The following is a 23,287-nucleotide window of genomic DNA, read 5'->3' as shown; positions in this document are numbered from 1 at the left end:
AACGGTTCATTCATCACGCGCGGTCGAGCCCGACGACTCCGGTCGTACCGCCGGGTGTGCTGCTCGTGGCGTCGGCAACGGCTTTTGCTGCTTCCCGAGCAGCAGCCTCGGCTTCGGCCTCGGCCGCCGCGGTCTGTTCCGGCGTAGCCGCCGAGGAGCGCGGCGCAGCCGAGGCATCCGGCGCAGCCGACGCGGGCGTCGGCGGAGCCGGGGGTACGGGCGGGACCGGCGCCGAGGGTGCCGAGGGGATCGAACCGTTCTCCGACGCGGCCGCGCCCGGGTTGAAGGCCCGGCCGAAGCCATCGAGGGCCTTACCGAGCTCAGCCGGCACGATCCACACCTTGTTCGCGCTGCCCTGAGCGATCTGCGGCAGCATCTGCAGGTACTGGTAGGAGAGCAGCTTCTCGTCCGGGTTGCCGGCGTGGATCGCGGCGAACACCGTCTCGATCGCTCGCGCCTGGCCCTCGGCGGTCAGCACCCGGGCCTCCCGGTCGCCCTGCGCCCGGAGGATCGCGGACTGCTTCTCCCCCTCGGCGGTGAGGATCTGCGACTGCTTGACGCCCTCCGCGGTGAGGATCGCGGCACGCCGGTCACGCTCGGCGCGCATCTGCTTCTCCATCGAGTCCTGGATCGAGTGCGGCGGGTCGATCGCCTTCAGTTCGACGCGGTTGACCCGGATGCCCCACTTGCCGGTGGCCTCGTCGAGCACGCCGCGCAGCTGACCGTTGATCTGGTCACGGCTGGTGAGCGTCTCCTCGAGGTTCAGGCCACCGATGACATTCCGCAGCGTGGTGACAGTGAGCTGCTCGATCGCCTGAATGAAGTTGGCGATCTCGTACGTCGCGGCGCGCGGGTCGGTGACCTGGAAGTAGATGACCGTGTCGATGCTCACGACGAGGTTGTCCTCGGTGATCACCGGCTGCGGCGGGAACGAGACGACCTGCTCGCGCAGGTCGATCAGCGGCCGCACCTTGTCGATGAACGGGACGACGACGGTCAGGCCGGGCGTCAGCGTCCGGCTGTAGCGGCCCAGTCGTTCGACGACGGCCGCACGGGCCTGCGGAATGATCCGCACCGCACGGGCCAGGACGAACAGGACCACCAGAATGATTACTGCGAAGACTATGAGCAGCGCGGCGCTGTCCATCAGGGCACCCTCCAGACGAGCGCGGTAGCGCCCTTTACTTCTACGACCTGGACCGTCTGGCCAGGCTCGATCACCTGAGTGTGGTCGTAGGCGCGAGCGGTCCACTGCTCGCCGCCGATCTTCACCAGCCCGTGGTGCTCGTCGACTGCTTCCAGCACCAGTGCGTTGGCGCCTTTGACCGCTTCGATCCCGTGCTTGACCGGGTCCTGGGCGACCTCGAATTTTCGCTTGGCGAGCGGGCGCACGACGACCAGCGACGCGACCGAGATCAGCGCGAAGACCAGTGCCTGTACGAGAAGAGGACTACCGACGCCCGCAGCGACGGCAGCCGCCAGCGCACCGCTGGCGAACATGACCAACACGAGGTCGAGAGAGAAGATTTCGGCCACGAGCAGCCCGACAGCGACGATCAGCCAGATCACCCACGCGCTCACAGAACAAGTGTTCCACGATCACGCGCTTCCGGCGCGATGGCGGGTAACGGTTTGGAAATACGCTCAGTCAGTGCCGTAGACGTCTGCGGTGACGTGGTCGATGAGGCGTTCGACGGCGCCGAGCAGTTCGGTCTCGAGGTCGGCGTAGGTGTGCACGCTGCGTTGGATGCGGCGCCACATCTCCTGGGGGTCGTCGACGCCGAGCGCATCGCAGACGCCCTGCTTCCAGTCCTGGCCCTTGGGGACGGTCGGCCATTGCCTGATGCCGACCGACTCGGGTTTCACGGCCTGCCAGATGTCGACGAACGGGTGGCCGGTGATCAGCACGTGCGGGGAGCTGACCTCGGCGACGATGCGGCTTTCCTTGCTACCCGGGACGAGGTGGTCGACGAGCACGCCGAGCTTGCGGTTCTCGCGCGGGCCGAATTCGCGGATGAGCGCGGGGAGGTCGTCGACGCCGTGCAGGGGCTCGACGACGACACCCTCGATCCGGAGGTCCTCGCCCCAGACGCGTTCGACGAGGGCCGCATCGTGCACACCTTCGACGTAGATGCGGCTGGCTTTCGCGACGCGCGCCTTGGCGCCGGTCACGGCGATCGAGCCGGACGCCGTCCGCTGCGGGGTGACCGGCGCGTTCGACGTCGGGCGGGTGAGCGTGACGGGCTCACCGTCGATGAGGAAGGCGGCGGGCGCGAGGGGGAACAGGCGCCGGTTGCCGAACCGGTCCTCGAGGGTGACCACGTCCTTCGCGCAGGAGATCACCGCGCCGCAGAAGCCGGAGCCGGCTTCTTCCACGACGAGGTCGCGTTCGGCTTCGACCGTCGGGATCGTGCGGCGTTTGCGCCAGTCTCCCGCGAGAACGTCTCGGTAGTCCTTGCTGCGCACGCGGGGCACCGTAGCGAACCCAGCCACTCAAATCCCGAAGGCGCGCCGGAGAGCCCCGACGTCCGGTGTGGACGTGAAAGATCCCCGGGCGGCTGGGTGCCGCTCGGGGATCGGGGGGTTGGGGGTTCATGGGGGTTAGGGGATGTGGGGAATCGGCCCCGCAGGGGGTCGAGGGGGCGCCGTGTCCTGGGGCCGGTCATGACCGGCCGGCAGGACACGGCTCAACCGAAGATGCTGTAACCGCCGGGACCAACGAGCAGGCCGACGACGATCAGGACGATGCCCCAGAGGAGGTCGCCCCGGACGATCCGGAAGATGCCGTAGATCACGAGGATCGCCGCGATGATGGTGAGCAGGATGCCGATCATGCGGGTTTGGTTACCGGTGCAACGGATCTCTAAACCGGACCCACGTCACGCTTACCAGCCGCCTAACGGGGGCATTGTTGAAAGCTCGCCAGATAGGCTCAAAACGTGCTTCCTCGCGGCTCCGACCAGCAGATCCCTGCCCCACCCGGTCAGCGCAGCGCCACGCTCGCGGCGTGGGCGCGTTCGTGGCGCGCCGGGCTCGTCTCGTTCGACGAGGTCCTGGACGAGACGACCGGTGACGAGGACCACCTGGTGCGCCACCCGGACCACACCGAAGTATCACTATCGTCTGCTTTGTCCACATTCGCCAAAGTCTCACCGGACGACGTACGGGTCGTGCTCCCCGCAGCCGGTGACCCGCGCGGCCTTCCGGGCCCCGGCCCGTTCAGCTCTGCCGCACTCGTCGCCGGCGAGGGCGTCATCCTCGGGACGACGGGCTTCGTGCCCGAAGAGCACCACAACGCCCACCTCGACCCGGCCGATCGCTGGGCCGGCACCCGCTGGCTGGCGTACCCGCTCCCGGCCGCACCCGTCCCCGCCGAGCCGCTCACGGTCGCCGAGGCCGACCACGACCTGACGATGGCACTCACCGAAACCATCGGCGCACTCCGCCACCTCGACGTCGCCCGGCTCCCCCCGAGCTTCATGAAGGGGCTTGCGGCGCTCCGCGGCGACGACTCGCACGGCCCGGAACTCCCCGTCGGGTACGGGCCACGCGCCCGGCGGCTGAGCGCCCGCGCGACGACGATCGCAGGCGTGCTCGCGCTGGCGTCCGTCGACACGTCGGGCGCCGCGGTCAACGCCTACGAGACCCAGGCCCGCGACGCCGCTCTCCGCCCCCTGGCCACCGCCGCCCGCCGAGCCCGCGCCGCCGCCATCAACGCCCCACTCGACCTCTGACCCCGACGACTTCCCGGTGCGCCCGCGGCCTCAGCGCGCCGGGCGGCGCACCGGCGCGGGGCAGCACCCGGGGCCGCAGGACGGCCCCGACGCCTCCCACGGGGCCAACCGACGCCCCGACGACGACGCGTACAGACGCTCGCTCACGAGCTCCCGCACCATCGCGACGAACCGCGGGTCCGTGCCTGGCGTCGCAGCGCGGGCGAACCCGAGCCCCAACGAAGCAGCCGTCTCGGAAGCCTCGTTGTCCAGATCCCAGATCACCTCGAGGTGATCGCTGACGAACCCGATCGGGCTCACCACGACATCGGTGACACCGGAAGCGGCCAGCGCACGCAGGTGGTCGTTGACGTCGGGCTCGAGCCACGGCACCTGCGGCGGCCCGCTGCGCGACTGCCACACCAGGTCCCACGGCACGTCGGGCGCGGCCGCCGCCGACACCAACCCGGCCACCGTCCGCAGCTGCGCGGAGTACAGCCCCCCGTCCGGCCCCGCCGCAGCGTCCATCGAAACCGGGACGCTGTGCGCGGTGAAAACGAGCCGGGTGGAGGACCGGGCACCAAGCGACGCCAACGCCGCCTTGACAGCGTCCACGTGGGGCTCGACGAACCCCGGGTGGTCGTAGAAGTGCCGCAGCTTCTCCACGTAGGGAGCCCCGGGCCCAATTTCGGCGCGCGCCGCAACGATGTCGTCCCGATACTGCCGACACGACGAGTACGACGAATACGCCGACGTCGCGAACGCCAGCGCCCGCTGTACGCCGTCCGCGCGCATCTGACGCAGCGTGTCGGCGAGCATCGGATGCCAGTTGCGGTTGCCCCAGTACAGCGGCAGGTCGATGTCGTGGGCCGCGAACTCCGTGCCGAGGGCGGCGAGCAATTCGCGGTTCTGCTCGTTGATCGGCGAGACCCCACCGAAGTGCTGGTAGTGCTCGGCGACCTCCGCCAACCGGGCGGCCGGGACACCCCGGCCGCGGACGACGTTCTGCAGGAACGGCAGAACGTCGTCCGGCCCTTCCGGGCCTCCGAAGGACAACAGCAGTACCGCGTCGTACGAATCGGTCACGCGTCGATCCTCCCACCGCGTGGAGGGAACGGCGCGCCGGGAACTACAGGGCGCCGAACCCCACGGCGTGGAACCCACCGTCCACGTGCACGATCTCGCCGGTCGTCGCCGGGAACCAGTCCGACATCAGCGCCACGCACGCACGTGCCGCGGCCTCCTGGTCGTTGAGGTCCCAGCCCAGCGGAGCACGCGGCCCCCACGCCTCTTCCAGCTGCGAGAACCCGGGGATGCTCTTCGCCGCGATCGTCCGCAGCGGCCCGGCCGCCACCAGGTTCACGCGAATCTTGCGCGACCCGAGGTCCCGCGCCAGGTACCGGTTGGCCGACTCCAGCCCCGCCTTCGCGACGCCCATCCAGTTGTACGCCGGCCACGCCTGCGAAGCGTCGAACGTGAGGCCGACGAGCGAACCACCGGACGTCGGCATCAACGGCAGCGCCGCCTCGATCAGCGACTTGTACGAGAACGTCGACGCGTGGATCGCCGTCGAAACGTCGTCCCACGGCGCGTCCATGAACGGCGCACCCAGGCACGACGCCGGCGCGAACCCGATCGAGTGCAGCACCGCGTCCAGCCCGTCGACGTGCTCGCGCACGCGGTCCGGCAGTGCGGCCAGATCGTCGGCGGACGTCACGTCCAGCGGAATCACCGGCGCCGGCGAGGGCAGCCGCTTCGCGATCCGCTCGACCAACGACATACGCCCGAATCCGGTCAGCACGACGGTCGCGCCCTGCTCCTGCGCAAGACGAGCCACCGAGAACGCGATCGACGCATCGGTGATCACACCGGTGACGAGGACGCGCTTACCTTCCAAAAGACCGGACACCCGGCCCCCTCCCAACGTTAGTGACCCATACCCAAACCACCATCAACCGGAATCACCGCGCCGCTGACGTACGCGGCCGCATCCGACGCCAGCCACGTGACCGCCCCGGCGACCTCGGAAGGCTGCGCGTACCGCGCCAGCGGCACCTGCGCGAGGATCTCCTTCTGCCGCGCCTCCGGCAGCTCCGCGGTCATGTCGGTCTCGACGAAACCGGGCGCGACGACGTTCGCGGTGATGTTGCGCGAGCCCAGCTCACGGGCGATCGACCGGGCCATGCCGACCAGACCGGCCTTGGACGCCGCGTAGTTGACCTGACCCGCCGAACCGGTCAGCCCGACCACCGACGAGATGAAGATGATCCGCCCGAACTTCTTGCGCAGCATCTTCGACGACGCGCGCTTGGCGACCCGGTAGGCACCGGTCAGGTTCGTGTCGAGAACCCGCGTGAACTGGTCCTCCGACATCCGCAGCAGCAGCGTGTCGTCGGTGATGCCGGCGTTGGCGACCAGCACCTCCACCGGCCCGTGGGCTTCCTCGACGGCCGCGAAAGCGGCGTCCACCTGCTCGCCGGACGTGATGTCACACTGGACGCCCAACAGCCCGGACGGCGCCCCCGACCCCCGGTGCGTGATCGCCACCTTGTCGCCCTGCGCCGCGAACGCCTGGGCGATCGCCAATCCGATCCCCCGGTTACCACCCGTGACCAGAACGCTGCGTGACACCCGAACCTCCCATAGACGCCGAACCGCGCCCGAGGCTACCGGTGCGCACCCCGCGACCGCAGCTCAGGGCAGGCGGGACGTCCACAGCAGGCTCATCACCGCACCGGCGAACCCGAAGATCAGCGCCGCTCCGACGAACCACTGCGTGATCTCGCGAGGCGTCGTGCGGTAACCGATCGAACTGCCCAGGTCTCGGTAGACGTCCTTGAGCTGCTGAGCCGTCACCGCGGAGTAGAAACGCCCGTCGGTCTGCTGCGCGATCGCCTGCAACGCGTCGCGGTCCACCGGCACCGGCGTCCGCGTGCCGTTCAGGTCGACGATGCCCTCCTGGGTGCCGAACGCGATCGTCGACACGGGCACCTTCGCCGTCTGCGCGGCCTTCGCGGCCTCCTCGTTCGGCCGTCCGTACGTGGTGTAACCGTCGGAGAGCAGGACGATCCGCGCCGGCGGTGCACCGCTGGCGCCGTCCGCCGGCACCGACTGGACGGCCTGCAGCGACGCGTAGATCGCCTCGCCGATCGCTGTGGACTCCTGCAGCTCCAGCCCGTCGATCGCGGACTTGATCTGTGAATGGTCCTTCGTCGGCGACACCACGACCGTGGCGCTCTTCGCGAACGAGACCAGCGAGAGGTTGTAGCTCTCCGGCAGCTCCTCGACGAACTGCTTCGCCGCCGCCTTGGCCGCGGTGATGCGGTCCGGATCGACGTCGGTGGCCTGCATCGAGAGCGAGACGTCCAGCGCGAGCACGATCGTCGCGCGCTCCAGCGGCTGCTTGACGTCCGTCGACGGCTTGGCCATGCCGAGCGCCAGGATCAACAGGCACAGCAGGAACGCCGTGGCACCCAGGTGGCGTCGCCAGCCCGGTGCCTTCGGCGCCACCGACTTCAGCAGGGCGACGTTGGTGAAGCGCACCGCGTACGTCCGGCGGTGCAGCTGCACCCAGACGTAGGCGGCCGCCAGCAGCGCCACCGCCAGCAGCAGGAGCAGCCACCAGGGGCTGAGGAATCGGATCATCGGGTGGTCCCCCTGCTTCGCCCGCGCCGTTGCGCGGCCACGAACCGGACGATGTCGAGCAGCCAGTCGGAATCGGTGGCCAGCCGGAGGTGGGCCGCGCCCGCTCGGCGCAGCGCCCCCGCGATCGCTTCGCGCTGCGTCGTCGCCGCGTCCGCGTACGCCTTCCGAACCTTCGCGTCGGTCGAGACCTCGTGCACGTCCCCCGTCTCCGGGTCGACGACGGTCAGGACGCCGACGGCGGGCAGGGACAGTTCCCGGGGGTCGACGATCTCGATCGCGAGCACGTCGTGCCGGACGGCCAGCTTCTTCAGCGGCCGCTCCCACGCGGGTTCGCCCGGTGAGTCCGACTGCACGATGTCGTCGGTCAGGAAGTCCGAGATCACGACGGCCTGCCCGCGTCGGCGCGGTGGCCGGTTGAGCGCGTCGACCGCCTCGGCGAGGTAGTTCGCGTGGTCGGCGGTGCCGCCGGCGGGTGCCCGGGGCGTCAGCGCGACGCGGCGGAGCATGCCGTGCGCGTTCATCCGTCCGGGCCGGGCCGCCAGCCGCTTGAGCGACTCGCCGTTCGTCACCACCGCACCCACGCGGTTGCCCCCGCGCACGGTCAGGTGCCCGATCGCGGCAGCCGCCGCGATGGCCAGGTCGCGCTTCTCGCAGCGTGCCGTGCCGAAGTCGAGGCTCGCCGAGAGGTCGACGCAGAGCCAGGTCTCCAGCTCGCGGTCGGAGATCGTCTGCCGGACGTGCGGCACGGTCGTGCGTGCGGTGACCGCCCAGTCCATCCGGCGGACGTCGTCGCCCGCGCGGTATTCGCGACTCTCCCCCGCCTCGCTGCCCGGTCCCGGCAGCAGCCCGAGGTAGTCCCCGAGCAGCAGCCCGTCCAGTTTGCGGGTGATCGTCAACTGCAGACGCTTGAGCACCGCCTCCGCCGCCGCGGTCTCCGCAGCAAGATCAGCCGACGCCCCGTCGCCGGCGCCGGAACGCGACGCCCCGGAGCCCGGAGCCCCGGGACCGCCGGCGTCGGAACCGGGCGCCCGGCGGCGCCCCGCCAGCCGAATCACGCCGGCCGCTCCCCCGCGTTGCCGGAGGCGGTCGGCCATGAGGCCGGCTGAGCGGCGAACGACGCCACCGGCACCGACGGCGACCCGGGCGCAGCCGACAGCGGCCGCGGGTCGGCCTGCTGCCGCGGCGACACCGTCGGCAGCGGCACGGTCTCCAGCACCCGCTGGACGATGTGCTCCGGCGGAACCCCGTCCGCGATCGCGTCGTAGGAAAGCACGAGCCGGTGCCGCAGGATGTCCGGCGCCAGGTCGACGACGTCCTGGGGCAGCGCGTAGTCCCGCCCCCGCATCAGTGCGAGCGCCCGGGTCGCGGCCACCAGACCGAGCGACGCCCGCGGCGACGCCCCGTACGAGATCCACTGCGCCACGTCGGGCAGGCCGTGCTCGGCCGGCGTCCGCGTGGCGAGCACCAGCCGCACCGCGTAATCGACCAGCGCGTTGTGCACGAACACGTTGTCGGCCGTCGTCTGCAGCCGGAGCAGTTCCTCGGGGCTCAGCACCGTCTCCGCGGAGGGCGGGTTCACGCCCATCCGGTAGACGATCTCGCGCTCCTCCATGTCGGTGGGGTACCCCACGACGACCTTCATGAGGAACCGGTCACGCTGCGCCTCGGGGAGCGGGTAGACACCCTCCTGCTCGATCGGGTTCTGCGTGGCCAGCGTCAGGAACGGGTTCGGCAGCTTGTAGGTCTGCCCACCGATCGAGACCTGCCGCTCGGCCATCACCTCGAGCAACGCCGACTGCGCCTTCGCCGGCGCGCGGTTGATCTCGTCGGCCAGCAGGAAGTTCGCGAACACCGGGCCGAGCTCGACGTCGAACGCCTCGCTGCTCGGCTTGTAGATCCGGGTGCCGAGGATGTCCGCCGGCACCAGGTCGGGCGTGAACTGGATGCGCGCGAACGTGCCGCCCACCACCCGGGCGAGCGTCTCGACCGCGAGCGTCTTCGCCACGCCGGGCACGCCCTCCAGCAGGCAGTGGCCGCGGGCGAGCAGACAGACCAGCATCCGCTCGACCATCCGGTCCTGACCGACGATGACCCGTTTGACCTCGAACAGGGTTCGCTCGAGCTGGGTCGCGTCTTCCGCCGGTGTGTGCTGCTCGGACACCGATCGCCTCCGCCAGGTTCTCGTCCGCCGGGTATGTCGGCTACTACTCTGCCAGGCGAAAGCGACAAGACGCCGTTGGCGATCACGGCTCCGCTGGACGAATCGTGAACAGATTTCGGATCTGGACATCGACTGCACGGCGCGGTGTAAGATTCAGGCGACGTCAGGCGGCTTCCCCCGTGGTCGCCTGGCGTCGCTTTGTGTCTAGGGGTGCGCATGACCATTTGCTCGGCCAAGGGGTGCAGGCAAGAGGCGCAGCACCTCATCGTCTGGCGCAACCCGAAGCTCCACACCGCGGATCGCCGCAAGACCTGGGCCGCCTGTGACGAGCACCGCGAGCACCTGTCGAACTTCCTCGACCTCCGCGGCTTCCTGCTCGGCGTCGAGCCACTGACGCACTGAGGGCCGCGTTCGGCGTTAACTACTACGCTGAACACATGGCTGCCCCCGTACAGACCAACCCGGCGCTCTGGCCGGAAGACGCCCCGTGGCAGCCGGTCTCCCCCCGCCTCGCGTGGGTGCGGCGCGCCGGGCTGTCGACGCTGCTCGTGCCGCTCCTCGCCGCCGTCGCGTCCACCGCGATCTGGACCGACCTCACCTGGCTCCCCTGGACCATCGCGGTGGTCGGCCTCGGCGCCCTCGGCTGGGGCCTGTTCGCCGTCACGCGCAGCGTCCGTTCCTGGGGGTACGCCGAGCGGGTCGACGACCTGCTGGTCCGCCACGGCATCCTCGTCCGCAGGCTGTCGGTCGTCCCCTACGGCCGAATGCAATACGTCGACGTCAAAGCGGGGCCACTCGAGCGCGCACTGGGCATCGCCACGGTGCAGTTGCACACGGCCGCGGCGGCCTCCGACGCGGCGATCCCCGGCCTGCCCACCGAGGAGGCCGCCCGCCTCCGCGACCGCCTGGCCGCCCTCGGCGAGGCCCGGGCAGCAGGCCTGTGACCGACCACCCGCCCGCTCCCGATCCGATCAGTGGGCCCCCGCTGACCGCTTCCAGCGAGGCACCCGAATACCGGCTCGGCGCGCCCGACGCCCCGCACACCGAGCCGGTGCCCGGTCCGGCGGCAGAGGCGCCGCTTGCGGGTCAAGTGGGCGGTGAGTTCCGGCGGCTGCATCCGTTGAGTCCGCTCATCCGGGGTGCCCGGGGCATCGGTGTGGTCGGGGCGCTCGTCTCGTACCAGGCGTGGGGCTCCGCGGGCTGGCGCGCGGTGGCGATCGCCGCGGCCGTGATCGTGCTCGGCTGGTTCGTCGTCGCCTGGATCGCCTGGCGGTTCACCGGTTACTTCGTCGCGGCCCGCGAACTGCACGTCCGCGACGGCATCCTGTCCCGGCGCCAGCGCACGATCCCGCTGGAGCGCGTCCAGGCCGTCGACGTCGTCCGTCCCGCGCTGGCCCGCCCGTTCGGGCTCGCCGAGGTGCGGATGGAGGTCGTCGGCGGCGGCAAGGACGCCGAGGCCCCGCTCGCCTACCTCACGGTCGCCGAGGCCGAACGACTCCGGGTCCACCTGCTCCGGCTGGCCGCCGATGCGGGCGCTCCCGCCCCGGCGGTTGCTCTCCCCGATATCGACGCCGATCAGCCGACCGATGCCCCGAGCGTGACCACCGCGGTCGGCGGCCTGTTCAAGGTGAACCACCGGCTGCTGGTCCTGTCGCAGCTGCTGACGTTCAACACTCTCTCGGCGCCGTTCCTGCTGGTGTTCCCGATTCTGGAGTTCACCAGCGAGGACCCCTCCACCGCGACCGTCTTCACCTTCGTGTCGGGCATCGTGGGCCTGATCCAGGTGCCGGTGCGCCGCCTGCTCGGCGAGTGGGGGTTCACCGTCGGCCGCGACGCCGACGGGCTGCGCGTCCACCGGGGCATGCTCGACGTCCGCAACCAGACCGTGCCGATCTCGCGGATCCAGGCCGTGCGGATCCGGCAGCCGCTGCTCTGGCGGCCGTTCGGGTGGGTACGGATCGAGATCGACGTCGCCGGTTACGGGCAGGGCGGGCAGCAGGAGAACGGGCGCAGCGCGCTCGTGCCGGTCGCGCTCGCCGCGGACGCGTTCGCGGTGCTGAACGCGGTCCTGCCCACCGTGCCGGCGGCCGGGCCCGACGCGCTCGGGCTCACCCCGGCTCCGCCGCGGGCCCGGCGGCGCGCGCCGTTCCAGCACCGTCGGCTCGCGTACGCGATCACCGACATCGCGCTGGTGACGCGGTCGGGGTGGCTGACCGCGCGGCACGACGTCGCGCTGTTCGCCCGCGCGCAGAGCGTCCGGATCTCGCAGGGGCCGTGGCAGCGGTCACTCGACCTCGCGTCGGTGCACCTCGACCCCGCCGGCGGTCACACCACGCCCACCGTGCTGCACCAGGGCACCCGGGACGCCGGCCACATCGCGACCCAGTTGGTCGACCTGGCCCGAGCCCACCGCACCACCACCCCGGTCACCGCAGACCCGACCCCAACGCCCCCAGCCCCCAGCCCGCCCCCCGCAGGCGCAGCGTCACCGAACGCAGCACCACCGTCGGCGGGCGCAGCGTCAACGGACGCCGCGTCAACGGACGCCGCGCCAGCGCCTGCGGACGCCGCGCCAGCGTCAGCGGACGCAGCGTCAGCGTCAGCGGACGCAGCGCCAGTGGACGCTGCGCCAGCGCCGGGCGACAGGTAGTCGGGCCTACGACGAGTTCGCGGGCCTACGACGAGCCGCCGTAGGCCCGCGAACTCGTCGTAGGCCCGGGATTCCGTCGTAGGGCCGAGAACCTGCGCTCGCCGTCAGTCGCGGGAGGCGCGGTCGGGTGTGGGCTCGCTCGCCGCGCGCTCCTCAGCGAGCGCGGCGCCCACCTCGGCGGCGGACGGCACGGCGGTGGGCGGCACGGCGGTGGGCGGCACGGCGGTGGGCGGCACGGCGGTGGGCGGCACGGCGGGAGCGGCGCCCACCTCGGCGGCGGACGGCACGGCGGTGGGCGGCACGGCGGTGGGCGGCACGGCGGGGGCGGCGCCCACCTCGGCGGAGGACGCGCCGGCCGAGGACGCGCCAGCGGAGGACGCGTCGCTCGCGGCGGCAGTCGGAGGAGCGGCGGCGCGGAGGAGGGACTCGGCGGCCTCGCCGGCCTGGCGCTGGGCCCACCAGCGCTCCCCGAGCCACACGACCAGGTACACGATCCCGACGTACGCGTACCCGACGATCGCGTCGATGATGTAGTGCTCACCGGTGTACACGAGCGTCAACGACATGAGCACCGGATATGCCAGCAACAGCGGGATCCAACGCTTCTTCACCCGCGTGAGGAAGAACGCCACCGCGCACATCGCGAACGCCGAGTGCAGCGACGGCATCGCCGCGACCGGGTTCGACATCGACTGCCCGACCGCAAGCATCTTCGACCCGCCGTGCAGCCCGATCGCCTCCCAGCCACGACCGGACATCCGCATGACCTCAGCGGCGATGTACCCGTGCTCGGACGCCCACCACGGCGGAGCCGCCGGGTACACGAAGTACGTCACGAGCCCCGCAGCCGTCAGCGTGAACCAGCGCCGCATGAACGCGCCCCACAGCGGCCGGCTCCGGAACCACAGGACGGCCGCGATCGTGAGGCACACCACGAAGTGTGAGAAGTACACGAACGACGCCAGGACGTCGTACCAGTGGATCTGGTTCGGGTCGTACAGATGCTCCTGCGCCCAGACCGTGGGGATCACCCCGCCGGTCAGCCACTCGTCGGCATGGATCATCTCGGTGACGTGCGGAGCGACCCCGTTGTCGGCCAACCCCCGGCTGAAGTCGTACGCGACCAGCAGCAGGACGATCGGGATCCAGTCCCGGGCGAACCCGAGGTGGTAGCGCCACGGCTGGTCGGGCCGGAACGCGATCGTGCCGAACCAGAGCCACAGCGCGGCCAGGATCGGGTCGGTCGGCAGCCCGACGAAGAACCACCACAGCGCGAACGCGACAGCGAAGAGCGGAACCGACACCCGCCGGGTGGCCAGCAACTCCCGGAATCGACTCGGTGTTTCCGGAGCGGGCGGCTGGGTGGCGGTGTCCTCCAAGATCACCCGGCCGAGGGTACAGCCGTTCCGCACGACAGCCTTCGCCCGCCGTTCACCGAACGGCGGGCCCCACTGTCATCCGGGCGGTCAGCCCGCGGACGCCGTCCGCGAGTCCCCGCCCACCAGGCGCGGCAGCAGCGTGCCGACCGGCTCGGACAGCTTCGCGTCCGCGAGACCGTCGTACGGCGTCGGTTCCGCGTTCAGGATGACGATCTTCGCGCCCTGCTTCTTCGCGACGTCGATCAGACCGGCCACGGGCTGCACGGACAGCGACGTGCCGACCGCGAGGAACAGGTCACAGTCCGCCGCCGCGGCCCGTGCCTTCGCGAACACCTCGGGCACCAGCGGCTGCCCGAACGAGATCGTGCCCGCCTTGAGGATGCCCCCGCACCGCAGGCACGCCGGATCCTCGTCGCCACCGGCCACGCGCTCGAGCGTGTCGGACATCGCGAACCGCGAGCCGCACGAGAGGCACTCGACCTCGTAGAGCGACCCGTGCACCTCGATCACCAGGTCTTCGCTGGTGCCGGCCAGCTGGTGCAACCCGTCGATGTTCTGCGTGATCACCGCGCGTAGCCGCCCGCCGGCCTCCAGATCGACCAGCGCGTAGTGCGCCGCGTTCGGTCTGGCGGTCCAGGCCGCGTGGGCCCGACGGATCTGCCAGGCCTCCCGCCGGATGTCGGGGTCGGACACATAATCCCGCAGCGTGAACAGGCGCTGAGCGCCCGGATTGCGGGTCCACAAACCATTGGGTCCACGAAAGTCTGGAATGCCGCTATCGGTACTGATTCCCGCACCCGTCAATGCGGTCACCCGATTTGCGTCCGCGATCCAGCCCGCGACCGCCTGCCCGTCCCTCATGCGCACAAACGCTATGCGTACACGACGCTGAGGGCCAGCCGTACGAGCGTGTCCGGTGGACGTCAGTAGGCGAAATTTTGGTGCCGAGCGCCACCGAATAGGGTTTGCGGCATGTACCTGCCGCTGGGGCTCACCGGTCAGGCCGTACTCACGGTGACCGACGTCGACACCGCGGAGGCCGTCGGGTCCGGTGACGTCCCGGTGCTCGCGACGCCGCGGCTGCTCGCGCTCGCCGAGGCGGCCACCGTCGACGCTGTCCGCGAGGCGCTTCCCGCGGAGCTGACGTCGGTCGGCGTCCGGGTGGAACTCGCGCACCGGCTGCCGACGCCGGTGGGTGCCACCGCGACCGCGACGGCCAAACTGGAGTCCGTGGACGGCCGCGCGTTGCGGTTCGCGGTGGTGGTCCGCGACGACGTCGACGCCGAGTACCTGGATGAGCAGGGCGATGCGCCGGACGGTCGCATCGTCGCCGAGGTCACCGTGGAACGCGCGGCGATCGACCGCGCCCGGTTCATGGCGCGCTTGCCCGAGATCAAGGGGACGGAATGACCGACTGGGTCGAGGTGGCCGACCGCGTGCTGGTGTGGCGTCAGCCCGCGCTGGACGTCAACGCGGTGCTCGTAGTGGGCGGAGCCGGTGCACTCGTGGTCGACACGCTCTCGACGCCGGCGCAGGCGCGCGAGCTGGCCGACGCCGTCCGCCGGGTCACGCCGTTGCCGTGGCGGATCGTCAACACCCACCACCACTTCGACCACTGCTTCGGCAACGCGGTGCTGGCAGCGGAACCCGGCACCGAGATCTGGGCCCACAGCGAGTGCGTGGCCCGCTTCGAGCGGTGGACCGCGGAGGACGGCGGAGCGGCACGGGTCGCCGAGATCGCCGCCGAGTTCGACATCCCCGGCGTCGAGACCGTGACGCTCCGCGCGCCGAGCCACCCGGTGTCCGGCGAGGCCACGCTGGAGCTGGGCGACCGCACGGTGGAGCTGCGTCACCTCGGGCGCGCGCACACCGACAACGACCTCGTCGTCGTGGTGCCCGACGCGGACGTCGTCGTGGCCGGCGACATCGTGGAGAACGGCGCACCGCCCTCGTTCGACGACTCGTGGCCGCTGGAGTGGGCCGGAACGGTGGCGTCGCTCGTCGAGCTGGCACCGGCCACCGTGGTGCCCGGCCACGGCGTCGCGATGAGCCTCGACGAGGTCCGGGCCCAGCACGCCGACCTCACCGCCCTCGAGTGGGCCTGCCGCGACGGCTGGCGCGACCACGCCCCCGCGGCGGAGGTGGCCGCGAAGGCCCCCTTCTCCTCCGAGCTGGCCGTCCAGCGCGCATACGCGTTCCTGGACGGCCAGCTGTAGCGCCGCGCGCGTGCCGGCGGCGGCTGGCGGCACGCGCCAGCCGCCCTGGCCGCTAGCGCTGGCGGATGGCGCGCTTCGTGAGGAGCGCGGACTCCGCCGGCGCCGGGCGGGGGTCGATGCGTCCCTCGACGAAGATCGAGTGCCAGACGCAGAACACCAGCACGGTCCACACCTTGCGGGAGTTGTCGGCCTCCCCGTCCCGGTGCGCCTGCAGCAACTGGTCGACGTACTTCAGGTCGAGCAGCTCGTCGGCCTTCGAGTCGGCCAGGATCCCCCGCGCCCAGTCGAACATCACGCCCTTGAGCCACACCCGCGTCGGCACCGGGAAGCCCAGCTTCGGCCGGTTGACGATCTGCGGCGGCACGACCTGCTCCAGTGCCTGACGCAGCGCGAACTTCCGGATGCCCTTGCTGGTGACCTTCAACTCCTGCGGGATCTTCCGCGCGACGTCGAACACGCCGACGTCGAGGAACGGCACGCGGCCCTCGAGCGAGTGGGCCATCGTCATCCGGTCGGCCTTCACCAGGATGTCGCCACGCAGCCAGGTGAAGAGGTCGATGTACTGCATCTGCGTGACCTCGTCGAGGTACGCCGCGTCCCGGTAGTGCTGCTCGGTGACGTCGGTGTACTGAAAGCGCGAGTCGTAGTGCCGCATGAGCTTCTGCTTCTCGGCCTCGGTGAACATCCGCGCGTTGCCGTAGTAGCGCTCGGCGAGCGGCGTCGTGCCGCGCTCGAGGAAGCTCTTGCCCTTCACGCCCTCGGGGATCACCTTGCTGACCGCGCGCAGGCCCTTCTGCAGCGGGTCGGGAAGCGACGTGATCGGCTTGAGCGACAGCGGCTCGCGGTAGATGCCGTACCCGCCGAAGAACTCGTCCGCGCCCTCGCCGGAGAGCACGGCGGTGACCTGCTCCGACGCCTTCTTCGCGACGAAGTACAGCGGCACCAGCGCCGGGTCGGCGACCGGGTCGTCGAGGTGCCAGACGATCCGCGGCAGCGAGTCCATCATGTCGTTCGCGGTGATGAGCGCGGGGATGTTCTTGACCCCGAGCCACTTCGCCGACTGCTCCGCGACCGTGATCTCGGAGTACCCGTCGACCTCGTAGCCGGCGGTGAACGTCAGCAGGTCGGGCTTGTGCTCGCGGGCCAGCGCGACGATCGCTGTGGAGTCGATGCCGCTGGACAGGAACGCCCCGATCGGCACCTCACTCTGCAGGTGCAGGCCGACGGACTCGTGCAGCACGTCGCGGATCTCGGCGTAGAGACGCTCGGGGCTGTCGGTCGGCGTCGGCCGGAAGTCGGGCTTGAAGTAGCGGTGGCGGGTGACCTGCTGACCGGGCTTCCAGGTCATCGACTCGCCGCATTCCAGGCGCTGGATGTCCTTGTGCAGCGTGCCGGGCTCCGGCACGTACTGCAGCGTCAGGTAGTAGGAGAGCCCGGCCGGGTCGAGGCCGCCGTCGCCGGACGCCGCCGCGTGCGAGAACGGCAGCAGCGCCTTCTTCTCGCTGGAGACGTAGATGCCGGTCTCGGCGGCGATGTAGTGCAGCGGCTTGATGCCGAAGTGGTCGCGGGCGGCGAACGCGGTGCGCTCGAACCGGTCCCAGATGATGAACGCGAACATGCCGCGCAGCCGGCTGACGAACTCCGGGCCCCAGTAGTGGTAGGCCGCGACGATCGCCTCGGTGTCGCCCTCGGTCGCGAAGCTCGCGCCGACCTCGGCCAGCTGCTTGCGCAGGTCGAGGTAGTTGTAGATCTCGCCGTTGAACGTGATGACGTAGCGGCCGTCGGCGTACTCGAGTGGCTGGTGCGAGTGCTCGACGTCGATGAACGCGAGTCGCTTGAAGCCCAGCACGACGTCGTCGCCGGAGACCACGACGCCGGTCTCGTCCGGTCCGCGGTGGTGGATGCTCTCCAACGCGCTGGCGACGCCGTTCCGGCGATGGGAAGCGTCGCCGCAGGCACTGACGTAGGTGAGCAGTCCGCACATGGGGGCTATTTTTCCACTGTCCGCCTAGGCCGTCCGCGCGCGGGCACGGCCTACTCGATCACCGCAGGTGCGCGGTAGTTTCCGGGGCATGACCGAGAACCAAATTGACGGTGAGCTGGCCGAGACGGATCCGACGGTCACGACCGCGAGCCACGATCTCCCGGTCCCCGAGCGGCTCGCCGAATTCATGCGTACCGGGTGGGCGGAACCCCCGGCCGTCACCGGAACCCCGGCGCAGTCGGCCGCCTTCACCGCCGCCCGCCGCGCCCGGCTGGCCGAACGCTTCCCCGGCGAGACGCTCGTCGTCCCCAGCGGCACCGCGAAGGTCCGCAGCAACGACTCCTCCTACGAGTTCCGCCCCGGCTCCGACCTGGCCTGGCTCACCACCTGCTACGAGCAGGACGCGGTCCTGGTCGCCGGCCCGGAGAGCACCACGCTCTACGTCCGCGTGCGGGCCTCCCGCGAGTCCGACGAGTTCTTCCGCAGCCGCGGCGGCGAGCTCTGGGTCGGCGCGCGCCGGTCGGCCGAGGAGTGGTCCACGGCGCTCGGGCTCCCGTGCGTCTCCCTCGACGACCTGGACAAGGCGCTCGAACAGCTGGACCCGGCCACCACCCGGGTGCTGCGCGGCTACGACCCGACAGTCGACGCAACGGTGACCCGGACCGACGACGGCCTGCGCGACGGGCAGCTCGCCACCACGCTCAGCGAGCTGCGCCTGGTAAAGGACGAGTGGGAGGTCACCCAGCTCCGCGACGCGGTCGACGCGACCGTCCGCGGGTTCGCCGACGTCGTCCGCGCGATGCCGGCCGACCGCGAGTCGGCGGAGCGGCTGGTCGACGGCGTGTTCGGCCTGCGCGCCCGGCACGACGGCAACACTGTCGGCTACGGCACGATCGCCGCCGCCGGCGCGCATGCCTGCACGCTGCACTGGTGGCGCAACGACGGCGTCTGCCGTCCCGGAGAACTGCTCCTGTTGGACGCCGGGGTCGAGAACCGGCACCTGTACACCGCTGACATCACCCGCACCGTGCCGGTCGACGGGCGGTTCTCACCGGTCCAGCGCCGGGTCTACGAGACCGTGCTGGCCGCGCAGGAGGCCGGTATCGCGGTGATCCGGCCGGGCGTGTCGTGGCGGGAGATCCACCGCGCGTGCATGCGGGTGATCGCCGGTGCGCTCGCCGAGTGGGGGCTGCTGCCGGTGCCGGCGGCCGAGTCCCTCGACGACGAGGTGGGGCTGCACCGCCGCTGGACGCTGCACAGCTCCGGGCACATGCTCGGGCTCGACGTCCACGACTGCGCGAAGGCACGGGCGGAGACCTATCTGGACGGCGTCCTGGCCGCGGGCAACGTGCTCACTGTCGAGCCGGGCCTGTACTTCCAGCCCGACGACCTGACGGTTCCGGAGGAGTACCGCGGCATCGGCGTCCGCATCGAGGACGACGTCCTGGTCACCGCGGACGGCGCGGACGTGCTGTCCGCGGCGCTGCCCCGGCACCCCGACGAGGTCGAGGCCTGGATGGCCGCCGAGCGCGCCGCCGGTATGCGCCTTCCGGGCTAATTTTCCGTTAAGGATGCGCTGAGAACCCGTCCCGAATTGGTTTGTTGTCGCCGTCAGCGGTCAGGATGTGTGCGTGCGCGCGTCGTCGTGGTTCTTGCCTGTACTCTCCGTTGTCTCGATCGTGGTGATCGGAGGATCCGTCGCCTGGGCCGAGGCCACGGGTGCCAAGCCCCATGTCACCGAGGCGGCGACCGAGGACGACTCGGGCGCCGACCCGGCTGCGGGCGACCCGGCGGGGCCCGTGTCGTTCCAGCTGTGCGCGAAAGGCAATTACGCCGCGTACGTGACGCTGACCGACGACGGCAACAAGAAGAGCGCCACCGCGCAGCCGGGCAAGTGCGTCACGCAGCCCCTCGCGGACGAGGAAAACCACGCCGTCAAGATCTTCGGCCTCGAGGGCACGACGCCGTTCGAGGTCGGCGAGGACGAGGTCGGCACCGACAGCAAGGTCAACACCACCGGCACGGTCGAGGCACCCGACTACGCGATCGACTAGACGCCGTTCAAATAGGTAAAACCGGGCATTCCGCCAAAGTGTGCAGCCCGAAGATACGAACCGGTACCGGGTTCCTGCTGTCAGCAGTCCTGCTGACGGGCTGTTCAGCGGCGTCTCCCGACACGGCCGAGCCGTCGGCCGCCGCACAGCAGCAGGTTTCGACCTCGGCGAGCCCGACCGAGCCTCGGTACGGGAGCACGCTCATGCTCTGTGCGCGGGGCTCGTACCCCACCTATGCCGTCTTCCGCGACGGCTCGCGAACCACCACGGTGACGCCCGGCAACTGCACCACGACGACGTTCGATCCGGACGACGGCGCCCACCGCGCGGACATCTACGGCGTCGACTCGGCGCTGAACCGCTCCTTCCTGGTGGGCACCGACTGGTTCGGCAGCGACTACGACGCCCGCCTGCAGACCACCGGCACCCCCGACCGGCCCGACTGGTCGGAGTTCTGATCCGATCCGGATCGCCTCCCGTAGTTCCCTGCGCGGGGTTTGGGTAAGCCGAAGACAGAGCGTCGACCCGTATCGGGTACGATGCAAGACGGACGTACGGTTTTAATGCCACTGCCCAGCCGCCTGCAGCGGAGCGTGACCGGTAGGCGAGACTGGCGAAGAGAACCGACGAAGGAGTGCGACGTGTCAGAGGGCTCCCCCCCGCGCATCGACAGTTTCGGGTCGGCCGGCTCGCTCACGGTCGGCGACGAGAATTATGAGATCTTCCGGCTGAACGCCGTCGACGGTCTCCAGGACAAGATCGCGAAGCTTCCGTATTCGCTGAAGGTCCTGCTCGAGAACCTGCTGCGAACCGAGGACGGCGCGAACGTCACCGCCGATCACATCCGCGCGCTGGCGAACTGGGATCCGCAGGCCGAGCCTGACACCGAGATCCAGTTCACGCCCGCCCGGGTCGTGATGCAGGACTTCACCGGCGTTCCGTGCGTGGTCGACCTCGCCACGATGCGTGAGGCCGTCGCGGAGCTCGGCGGCGACCCGGCGAAGATCAACCCGCTGGCGCCGGCCGAGCTGGTCATCGACCACTCCGTCATCGCCGACGTCTTCGGCGCGCCGGACGCGTTCGAGCGCAACGTCGAGCTGGAGTACCAGCGCAACCTGGAGCGTTACCAGTTCCTACGCTGGGGCCAGGGCGCGTTCAACGAGTTCAAGGTCGTGCCGCCGGGCACCGGCATCGTCCACCAGGTGAACATCGAGCACCTGGCTCGCGTGGTGATGGTCCGGGGCGAGGCGAAGACCGCGTACCCCGACACGTGCGTCGGCACCGACTCGCACACCACGATGGTCAACGGGCTGGGCGTCCTGGGCTGGGGCGTCGGCGGTATCGAGGCCGAAGCCGCGATGCTCGGCCAGCCGGTGAGCATGCTGATCCCGCGGGTCGTCGGTTTCAAGCTGAACGGCGAGCTGCCCGAGGGCACCACCGCCACCGACCTCGTGCTGACGATCACCGAGATGCTGCGCAAGCACGGTGTGGTCGGCAAGTTCGTCGAGTTCTACGGCGAGGGTGTCACGGCGGTGCCGCTGGCCAACCGCGCCACGATCGGCAACATGAGCCCCGAGTTCGGCTCCACCGCCGCGATCTTCCCGATCGACGCCGAGACCGTGAACTACCTGCGGCTGACCGGCCGGCCCGAGCAGCAGCTCGCGCTGGTCGAGGCGTACGCGAAGGAACAGGGCATGTGGCACGACCCGTCGGTCGAGCCGGTGTTCTCGGAGTACCTCGAGCTGGACCTGTCGACGGTCGTGCCGTCGATCGCCGGGCCGAAGCGCCCGCAGGACCGGATCGTGCTGGCCGACGCGAAGGCGCAGTGGCGCGGCGACATCCGCACCTACGTGACCGACGACGAGCAGTACTCGGCCGCCGAGGACGTGGCCGAGGGCCCGGCCGATGAGGCGTCCGCCGAGTCGTTCCCGGCGTCGGACTCCCCCGCCAACGGCCGCAACAGCGAGGCCGACAAGCCGCACCACAACGCGCCGGGCAGCAACGGCCGCCCGTCGAAGAAGACGCCGGTGACGCTGGCGGACGGCACGTCGTTCGAGATCGACCACGGCGCGGTGACGATCGCGGCGATCACGTCGTGCACGAACACGTCGAACCCGTCGGTGATGATCGGCGCCGCGCTGCTGGCGAAGAAGGCCGTCGAGCGCGGCCTGACCCGCAAGCCGTGGGTGAAGACGACGCTGGCCCCGGGGTCGAAGGTCGTCAGCGACTACTACGACCGCGCCGGGCTCACGCCGTACCTCGACAAGATCGGGTTCAACCTGGTCGGTTACGGCTGCACGACGTGCATCGGCAACTCCGGCCCGCTGCAGGACGAGATCTCCGCGGCGATCAACGAGGCCGACCTCGCGGTGTCCGCGGTGCTCTCCGGCAACCGGAACTTCGAGGGTCGGATCAACCCGGACGTCAAGATGAACTACCTGGCCTCGCCGCCGCTGGTCGTGGCGTACGCGCTGGCCGGGTCGATGGACATCGACATCACCACCGAGCCGCTGGGAACGGGCTCGGACGGCAAGCCGGTGTACCTCTCGGACATCTGGCCGTCGCCGCAGGAGGTCGAGGAGGTCATCGCCTCCGCGATCCACAGCGAGATGTTCTCCCGTGACTACGCGGACGTCTTCGCCGGTGACGAGCGGTGGCAGAACCTGCCGACGCCGACCGGTGACACGTTCGAGTGGGACGCCGAGTCGACGTACGTACGGAAGCCCCCGTACTTCGAGGGGATGCCGTCGAAGCCGTCGCCGGTCACCGACATCGCCGACGCGCGGGTGCTGCTGAAGCTCGGCGACTCGGTGACGACCGACCACATCTCGCCGGCCGGTGCGATCAAGGCGGACTCCCCCGCCGGTAAGTACCTGACCGAGCACGGCGTGGAGCGGCGGGACTTCAACTCGTACGGGTCCCGACGTGGGAACCACGAGGTGATGATCCGCGGCACGTTCGCGAACATCCGCCTGCGTAACCAGATCGCTCCGGGCACCGAGGGTGGGTTCACGCGCGACTTCACCGTCTCGGACGCACCGGTCACGACGGTGTACGACGCCGCGCAGAACTACGCCGCCTCGGAGACGCCGCTGGTGGTGCTCGCGGGTAAGGAGTACGGCTCCGGTTCGTCGCGTGACTGGGCGGCGAAGGGCACGGCGCTGCTGGGCGTGCGGACCGTCATCGCCGAGTCGTACGAGCGGATCCACCGGTCGAACCTGATCGGCATGGGGGTGCTGCCGCTGCAGTTCCCCGCCGGTGAGTCGGCGGAGTCGCTGGGTCTGACCGGCGAGGAGACGTTCTCGGTCTCCGGCGTCACGGCCCTGAACGACGGTGGCACGCCCCGCACGGTGAAGGTCACCACCGACACCGGTGTGGAGTTCGACGCGGTCGTTCGCATCGACACCCCCGGCGAGGCCGATTACTACCGCCACGGCGGAATCATGCAGTACGTGTTGCGCAGCCTCCTCGGCTGAGCCAGCCGC

The 23,287-nt window shown here is 70.5% G+C and carries 23 protein-coding genes; 10 read left to right on the top strand and 13 right to left on the bottom strand.

From position 1 onward, the window contains the following. Positions 1-13: 13 nt before the first annotated feature. From ACGFY5_RS19670 to ACGFY5_RS19655, 4 genes are all read right to left on the bottom strand, one after another. Positions 14-1,147 (bottom strand): SPFH domain-containing protein, encoded by a 1,134-nt coding sequence (locus tag ACGFY5_RS19670; RefSeq protein WP_392721625.1) that lies wholly within the window; start codon positions 1,145-1,147, stop codon positions 14-16. Further along, the gene (locus ACGFY5_RS19665) at positions 1,147-1,581 is read right to left on the bottom strand and encodes an NfeD family protein (RefSeq protein ID WP_392721623.1); all 435 of its coding nucleotides are present in this window, start codon (positions 1,579-1,581) and stop codon (positions 1,147-1,149) included. The genes ACGFY5_RS19670 and ACGFY5_RS19665 overlap by 1 nt, the downstream gene beginning before the upstream one ends. 63 nt (positions 1,582-1,644) lie before the next feature. Further along, positions 1,645-2,466, bottom strand: a complete 822-nt coding sequence (locus ACGFY5_RS19660) for a DUF3097 domain-containing protein (protein WP_392721622.1) — start codon at positions 2,464-2,466, stop codon at positions 1,645-1,647. A 221-nt stretch (positions 2,467-2,687) separates the two neighbouring features. Continuing rightward, complete coding sequence (locus tag ACGFY5_RS19655; RefSeq protein ID WP_157018194.1) at positions 2,688-2,834, bottom strand: GPGG-motif small membrane protein; 147 nt, start codon at positions 2,832-2,834, stop codon at positions 2,688-2,690. A 105-nt stretch (positions 2,835-2,939) separates the two neighbouring features. Here ACGFY5_RS19655 and ACGFY5_RS19650 point away from each other — a divergent pair, with 105 nt between their 5' ends. Beyond that, positions 2,940-3,734, top strand: coding sequence for a hypothetical protein (locus tag ACGFY5_RS19650; protein WP_392721620.1), 795 nt, complete (start codon positions 2,940-2,942; stop codon positions 3,732-3,734). A 30-nt stretch (positions 3,735-3,764) separates the two neighbouring features. Here the strand turns inward: ACGFY5_RS19650 and ACGFY5_RS19645 are convergent, their stop codons facing one another. From ACGFY5_RS19645 to ACGFY5_RS19620, 6 genes are all read right to left on the bottom strand, one after another. Then, positions 3,765-4,799, bottom strand: coding sequence for a ferrochelatase (locus tag ACGFY5_RS19645; protein WP_392721619.1), 1,035 nt, complete (start codon positions 4,797-4,799; stop codon positions 3,765-3,767). A gap of 43 nt (positions 4,800-4,842) precedes the next feature. Further along, positions 4,843-5,622, bottom strand: coding sequence for an enoyl-ACP reductase FabI (gene fabI, locus ACGFY5_RS19640; RefSeq protein ID WP_392721617.1), 780 nt, complete (start codon positions 5,620-5,622; stop codon positions 4,843-4,845). Between the two features lie 17 nt (positions 5,623-5,639). Beyond that, a complete protein-coding gene (locus ACGFY5_RS19635; RefSeq protein WP_392721615.1) occupies positions 5,640-6,344 on the bottom strand; it encodes a beta-ketoacyl-ACP reductase in 705 nt (234 codons plus the stop codon). A gap of 63 nt (positions 6,345-6,407) precedes the next feature. After that, entirely contained in the window at positions 6,408-7,358 is a 951-nt protein-coding gene (locus ACGFY5_RS19630) for a VWA domain-containing protein (protein ID WP_392721614.1), read from the bottom strand. After that, positions 7,355-8,404 carry a DUF58 domain-containing protein gene (locus tag ACGFY5_RS19625; RefSeq protein ID WP_392722553.1) on the bottom strand — a complete coding sequence of 350 codons (1,050 nt, stop codon included), beginning with the start codon at positions 8,402-8,404 and terminating at the stop codon, positions 7,355-7,357. Before ACGFY5_RS19625 ends, ACGFY5_RS19630 begins: the two co-directional genes overlap by 4 nt. A gap of 5 nt (positions 8,405-8,409) precedes the next feature. Then, a complete protein-coding gene (locus ACGFY5_RS19620; protein WP_392721612.1) occupies positions 8,410-9,519 on the bottom strand; it encodes an AAA family ATPase in 1,110 nt (369 codons plus the stop codon). A gap of 216 nt (positions 9,520-9,735) precedes the next feature. Between ACGFY5_RS19620 and ACGFY5_RS19615 the strand changes: the two genes are divergently transcribed. The 3 genes from ACGFY5_RS19615 to ACGFY5_RS19605 are packed head-to-tail and all read left to right on the top strand — an operon-like array spanning position 9,736 to position 12,169. Continuing rightward, positions 9,736-9,921, top strand: a complete 186-nt coding sequence (locus ACGFY5_RS19615) for a hypothetical protein (RefSeq protein WP_392721611.1) — start codon at positions 9,736-9,738, stop codon at positions 9,919-9,921. Positions 9,922-9,956: 35 nt separating this feature from the next. Beyond that, complete coding sequence (locus tag ACGFY5_RS19610; RefSeq protein ID WP_392721609.1) at positions 9,957-10,463, top strand: PH domain-containing protein; 507 nt, start codon at positions 9,957-9,959, stop codon at positions 10,461-10,463. Next, positions 10,460-12,169, top strand: coding sequence for a PH domain-containing protein (locus ACGFY5_RS19605; RefSeq protein ID WP_392721607.1), 1,710 nt, complete (start codon positions 10,460-10,462; stop codon positions 12,167-12,169). The genes ACGFY5_RS19610 and ACGFY5_RS19605 overlap by 4 nt, the downstream gene beginning before the upstream one ends. Before the next feature lie 104 nt (positions 12,170-12,273). On the opposite strand, the gene ACGFY5_RS19600 is transcribed toward ACGFY5_RS19605, so the two are convergent. Both ACGFY5_RS19600 and ACGFY5_RS19595 read right to left on the bottom strand, forming a co-directional pair. After that, positions 12,274-13,554 carry a phosphatase PAP2 family protein gene (locus ACGFY5_RS19600; RefSeq protein ID WP_392721605.1) on the bottom strand — a complete coding sequence of 427 codons (1,281 nt, stop codon included), beginning with the start codon at positions 13,552-13,554 and terminating at the stop codon, positions 12,274-12,276. Between the two features lie 81 nt (positions 13,555-13,635). Next, the gene (locus ACGFY5_RS19595; RefSeq protein WP_392721604.1) at positions 13,636-14,409 is read right to left on the bottom strand and encodes an NAD-dependent deacetylase; all 774 of its coding nucleotides are present in this window, start codon (positions 14,407-14,409) and stop codon (positions 13,636-13,638) included. A 111-nt stretch (positions 14,410-14,520) separates the two neighbouring features. Between ACGFY5_RS19595 and ACGFY5_RS19590 the strand changes: the two genes are divergently transcribed. Next, positions 14,521-14,958, top strand: a complete 438-nt coding sequence (locus ACGFY5_RS19590; protein ID WP_392721602.1) for a thioesterase family protein — start codon at positions 14,521-14,523, stop codon at positions 14,956-14,958. Then, positions 14,955-15,764, top strand: coding sequence for an MBL fold metallo-hydrolase (locus ACGFY5_RS19585; RefSeq protein WP_392721600.1), 810 nt, complete (start codon positions 14,955-14,957; stop codon positions 15,762-15,764). Before ACGFY5_RS19590 ends, ACGFY5_RS19585 begins: the two co-directional genes overlap by 4 nt. Before the next feature lie 52 nt (positions 15,765-15,816). Here ACGFY5_RS19585 and asnB read toward each other — a convergent pair whose 3' ends face one another. Continuing rightward, positions 15,817-17,748, bottom strand: coding sequence for an asparagine synthase (glutamine-hydrolyzing) (asnB, locus tag ACGFY5_RS19580; protein ID WP_392721598.1), 1,932 nt, complete (start codon positions 17,746-17,748; stop codon positions 15,817-15,819). 88 nt (positions 17,749-17,836) lie between these two features. On the opposite strand from asnB, the gene ACGFY5_RS19575 reads away from it, so the two are divergent. The 4 genes from ACGFY5_RS19575 (at position 17,837) to ACGFY5_RS19560 (ending at position 23,278) form a co-directional block, all read left to right on the top strand. Next, positions 17,837-19,306, top strand: coding sequence for an aminopeptidase P family protein (locus ACGFY5_RS19575; RefSeq protein ID WP_392721596.1), 1,470 nt, complete (start codon positions 17,837-17,839; stop codon positions 19,304-19,306). A gap of 73 nt (positions 19,307-19,379) precedes the next feature. Next, positions 19,380-19,802, top strand: a complete 423-nt coding sequence (locus ACGFY5_RS19570; RefSeq protein WP_392721594.1) for a hypothetical protein — start codon at positions 19,380-19,382, stop codon at positions 19,800-19,802. Between the two features lie 203 nt (positions 19,803-20,005). After that, positions 20,006-20,260 (top strand): hypothetical protein, encoded by a 255-nt coding sequence (locus ACGFY5_RS19565; RefSeq protein ID WP_392721593.1) that lies wholly within the window; start codon positions 20,006-20,008, stop codon positions 20,258-20,260. A gap of 183 nt (positions 20,261-20,443) precedes the next feature. After that, positions 20,444-23,278, top strand: coding sequence for an aconitate hydratase (locus ACGFY5_RS19560; RefSeq protein ID WP_392721590.1), 2,835 nt, complete (start codon positions 20,444-20,446; stop codon positions 23,276-23,278). Positions 23,279-23,287 lie beyond the last annotated feature (9 nt).

It is taken from the genome of Cryptosporangium sp. NPDC048952 (assembly GCF_043197895.1).
In the GTDB taxonomy this organism is placed as follows: Bacteria; Actinomycetota; Actinomycetes; order Mycobacteriales; family Cryptosporangiaceae; genus Cryptosporangium.
Note: the sequence above shows the minus strand (reverse complement) of the source record. Positions and strands in the feature narration are given on the sequence as shown.

Coding starts and splice junctions, on each gene's coding strand:
- ACGFY5_RS19670 (WP_392721625.1), bottom strand. CDS start 1,147: ATGGACAGCGCCGCGCTGCTCATAGTCTTCGCAGTAATCATTCTGGTG.
- ACGFY5_RS19655 (WP_157018194.1), bottom strand. CDS start 2,834: ATGATCGGCATCCTGCTCACCATCATCGCGGCGATCCTCGTGATCTAC.
- ACGFY5_RS19630 (WP_392721614.1), bottom strand. CDS start 7,358: ATGATCCGATTCCTCAGCCCCTGGTGGCTGCTCCTGCTGCTGGCGGTG.
- ACGFY5_RS19615 (WP_392721611.1), top strand. CDS start 9,736: ATGACCATTTGCTCGGCCAAGGGGTGCAGGCAAGAGGCGCAGCACCTC.
- ACGFY5_RS19610 (WP_392721609.1), top strand. CDS start 9,957: ATGGCTGCCCCCGTACAGACCAACCCGGCGCTCTGGCCGGAAGACGCC.
- ACGFY5_RS19595 (WP_392721604.1), bottom strand. CDS start 14,409: ATGAGGGACGGGCAGGCGGTCGCGGGCTGGATCGCGGACGCAAATCGG.
- ACGFY5_RS19590 (WP_392721602.1), top strand. CDS start 14,521: ATGTACCTGCCGCTGGGGCTCACCGGTCAGGCCGTACTCACGGTGACC.
- ACGFY5_RS19585 (WP_392721600.1), top strand. CDS start 14,955: ATGACCGACTGGGTCGAGGTGGCCGACCGCGTGCTGGTGTGGCGTCAG.
- asnB (WP_392721598.1), bottom strand. CDS start 17,748: ATGTGCGGACTGCTCACCTACGTCAGTGCCTGCGGCGACGCTTCCCAT.
- ACGFY5_RS19575 (WP_392721596.1), top strand. CDS start 17,837: ATGACCGAGAACCAAATTGACGGTGAGCTGGCCGAGACGGATCCGACG.
- ACGFY5_RS19565 (WP_392721593.1), top strand. CDS start 20,006: ATGCTCTGTGCGCGGGGCTCGTACCCCACCTATGCCGTCTTCCGCGAC.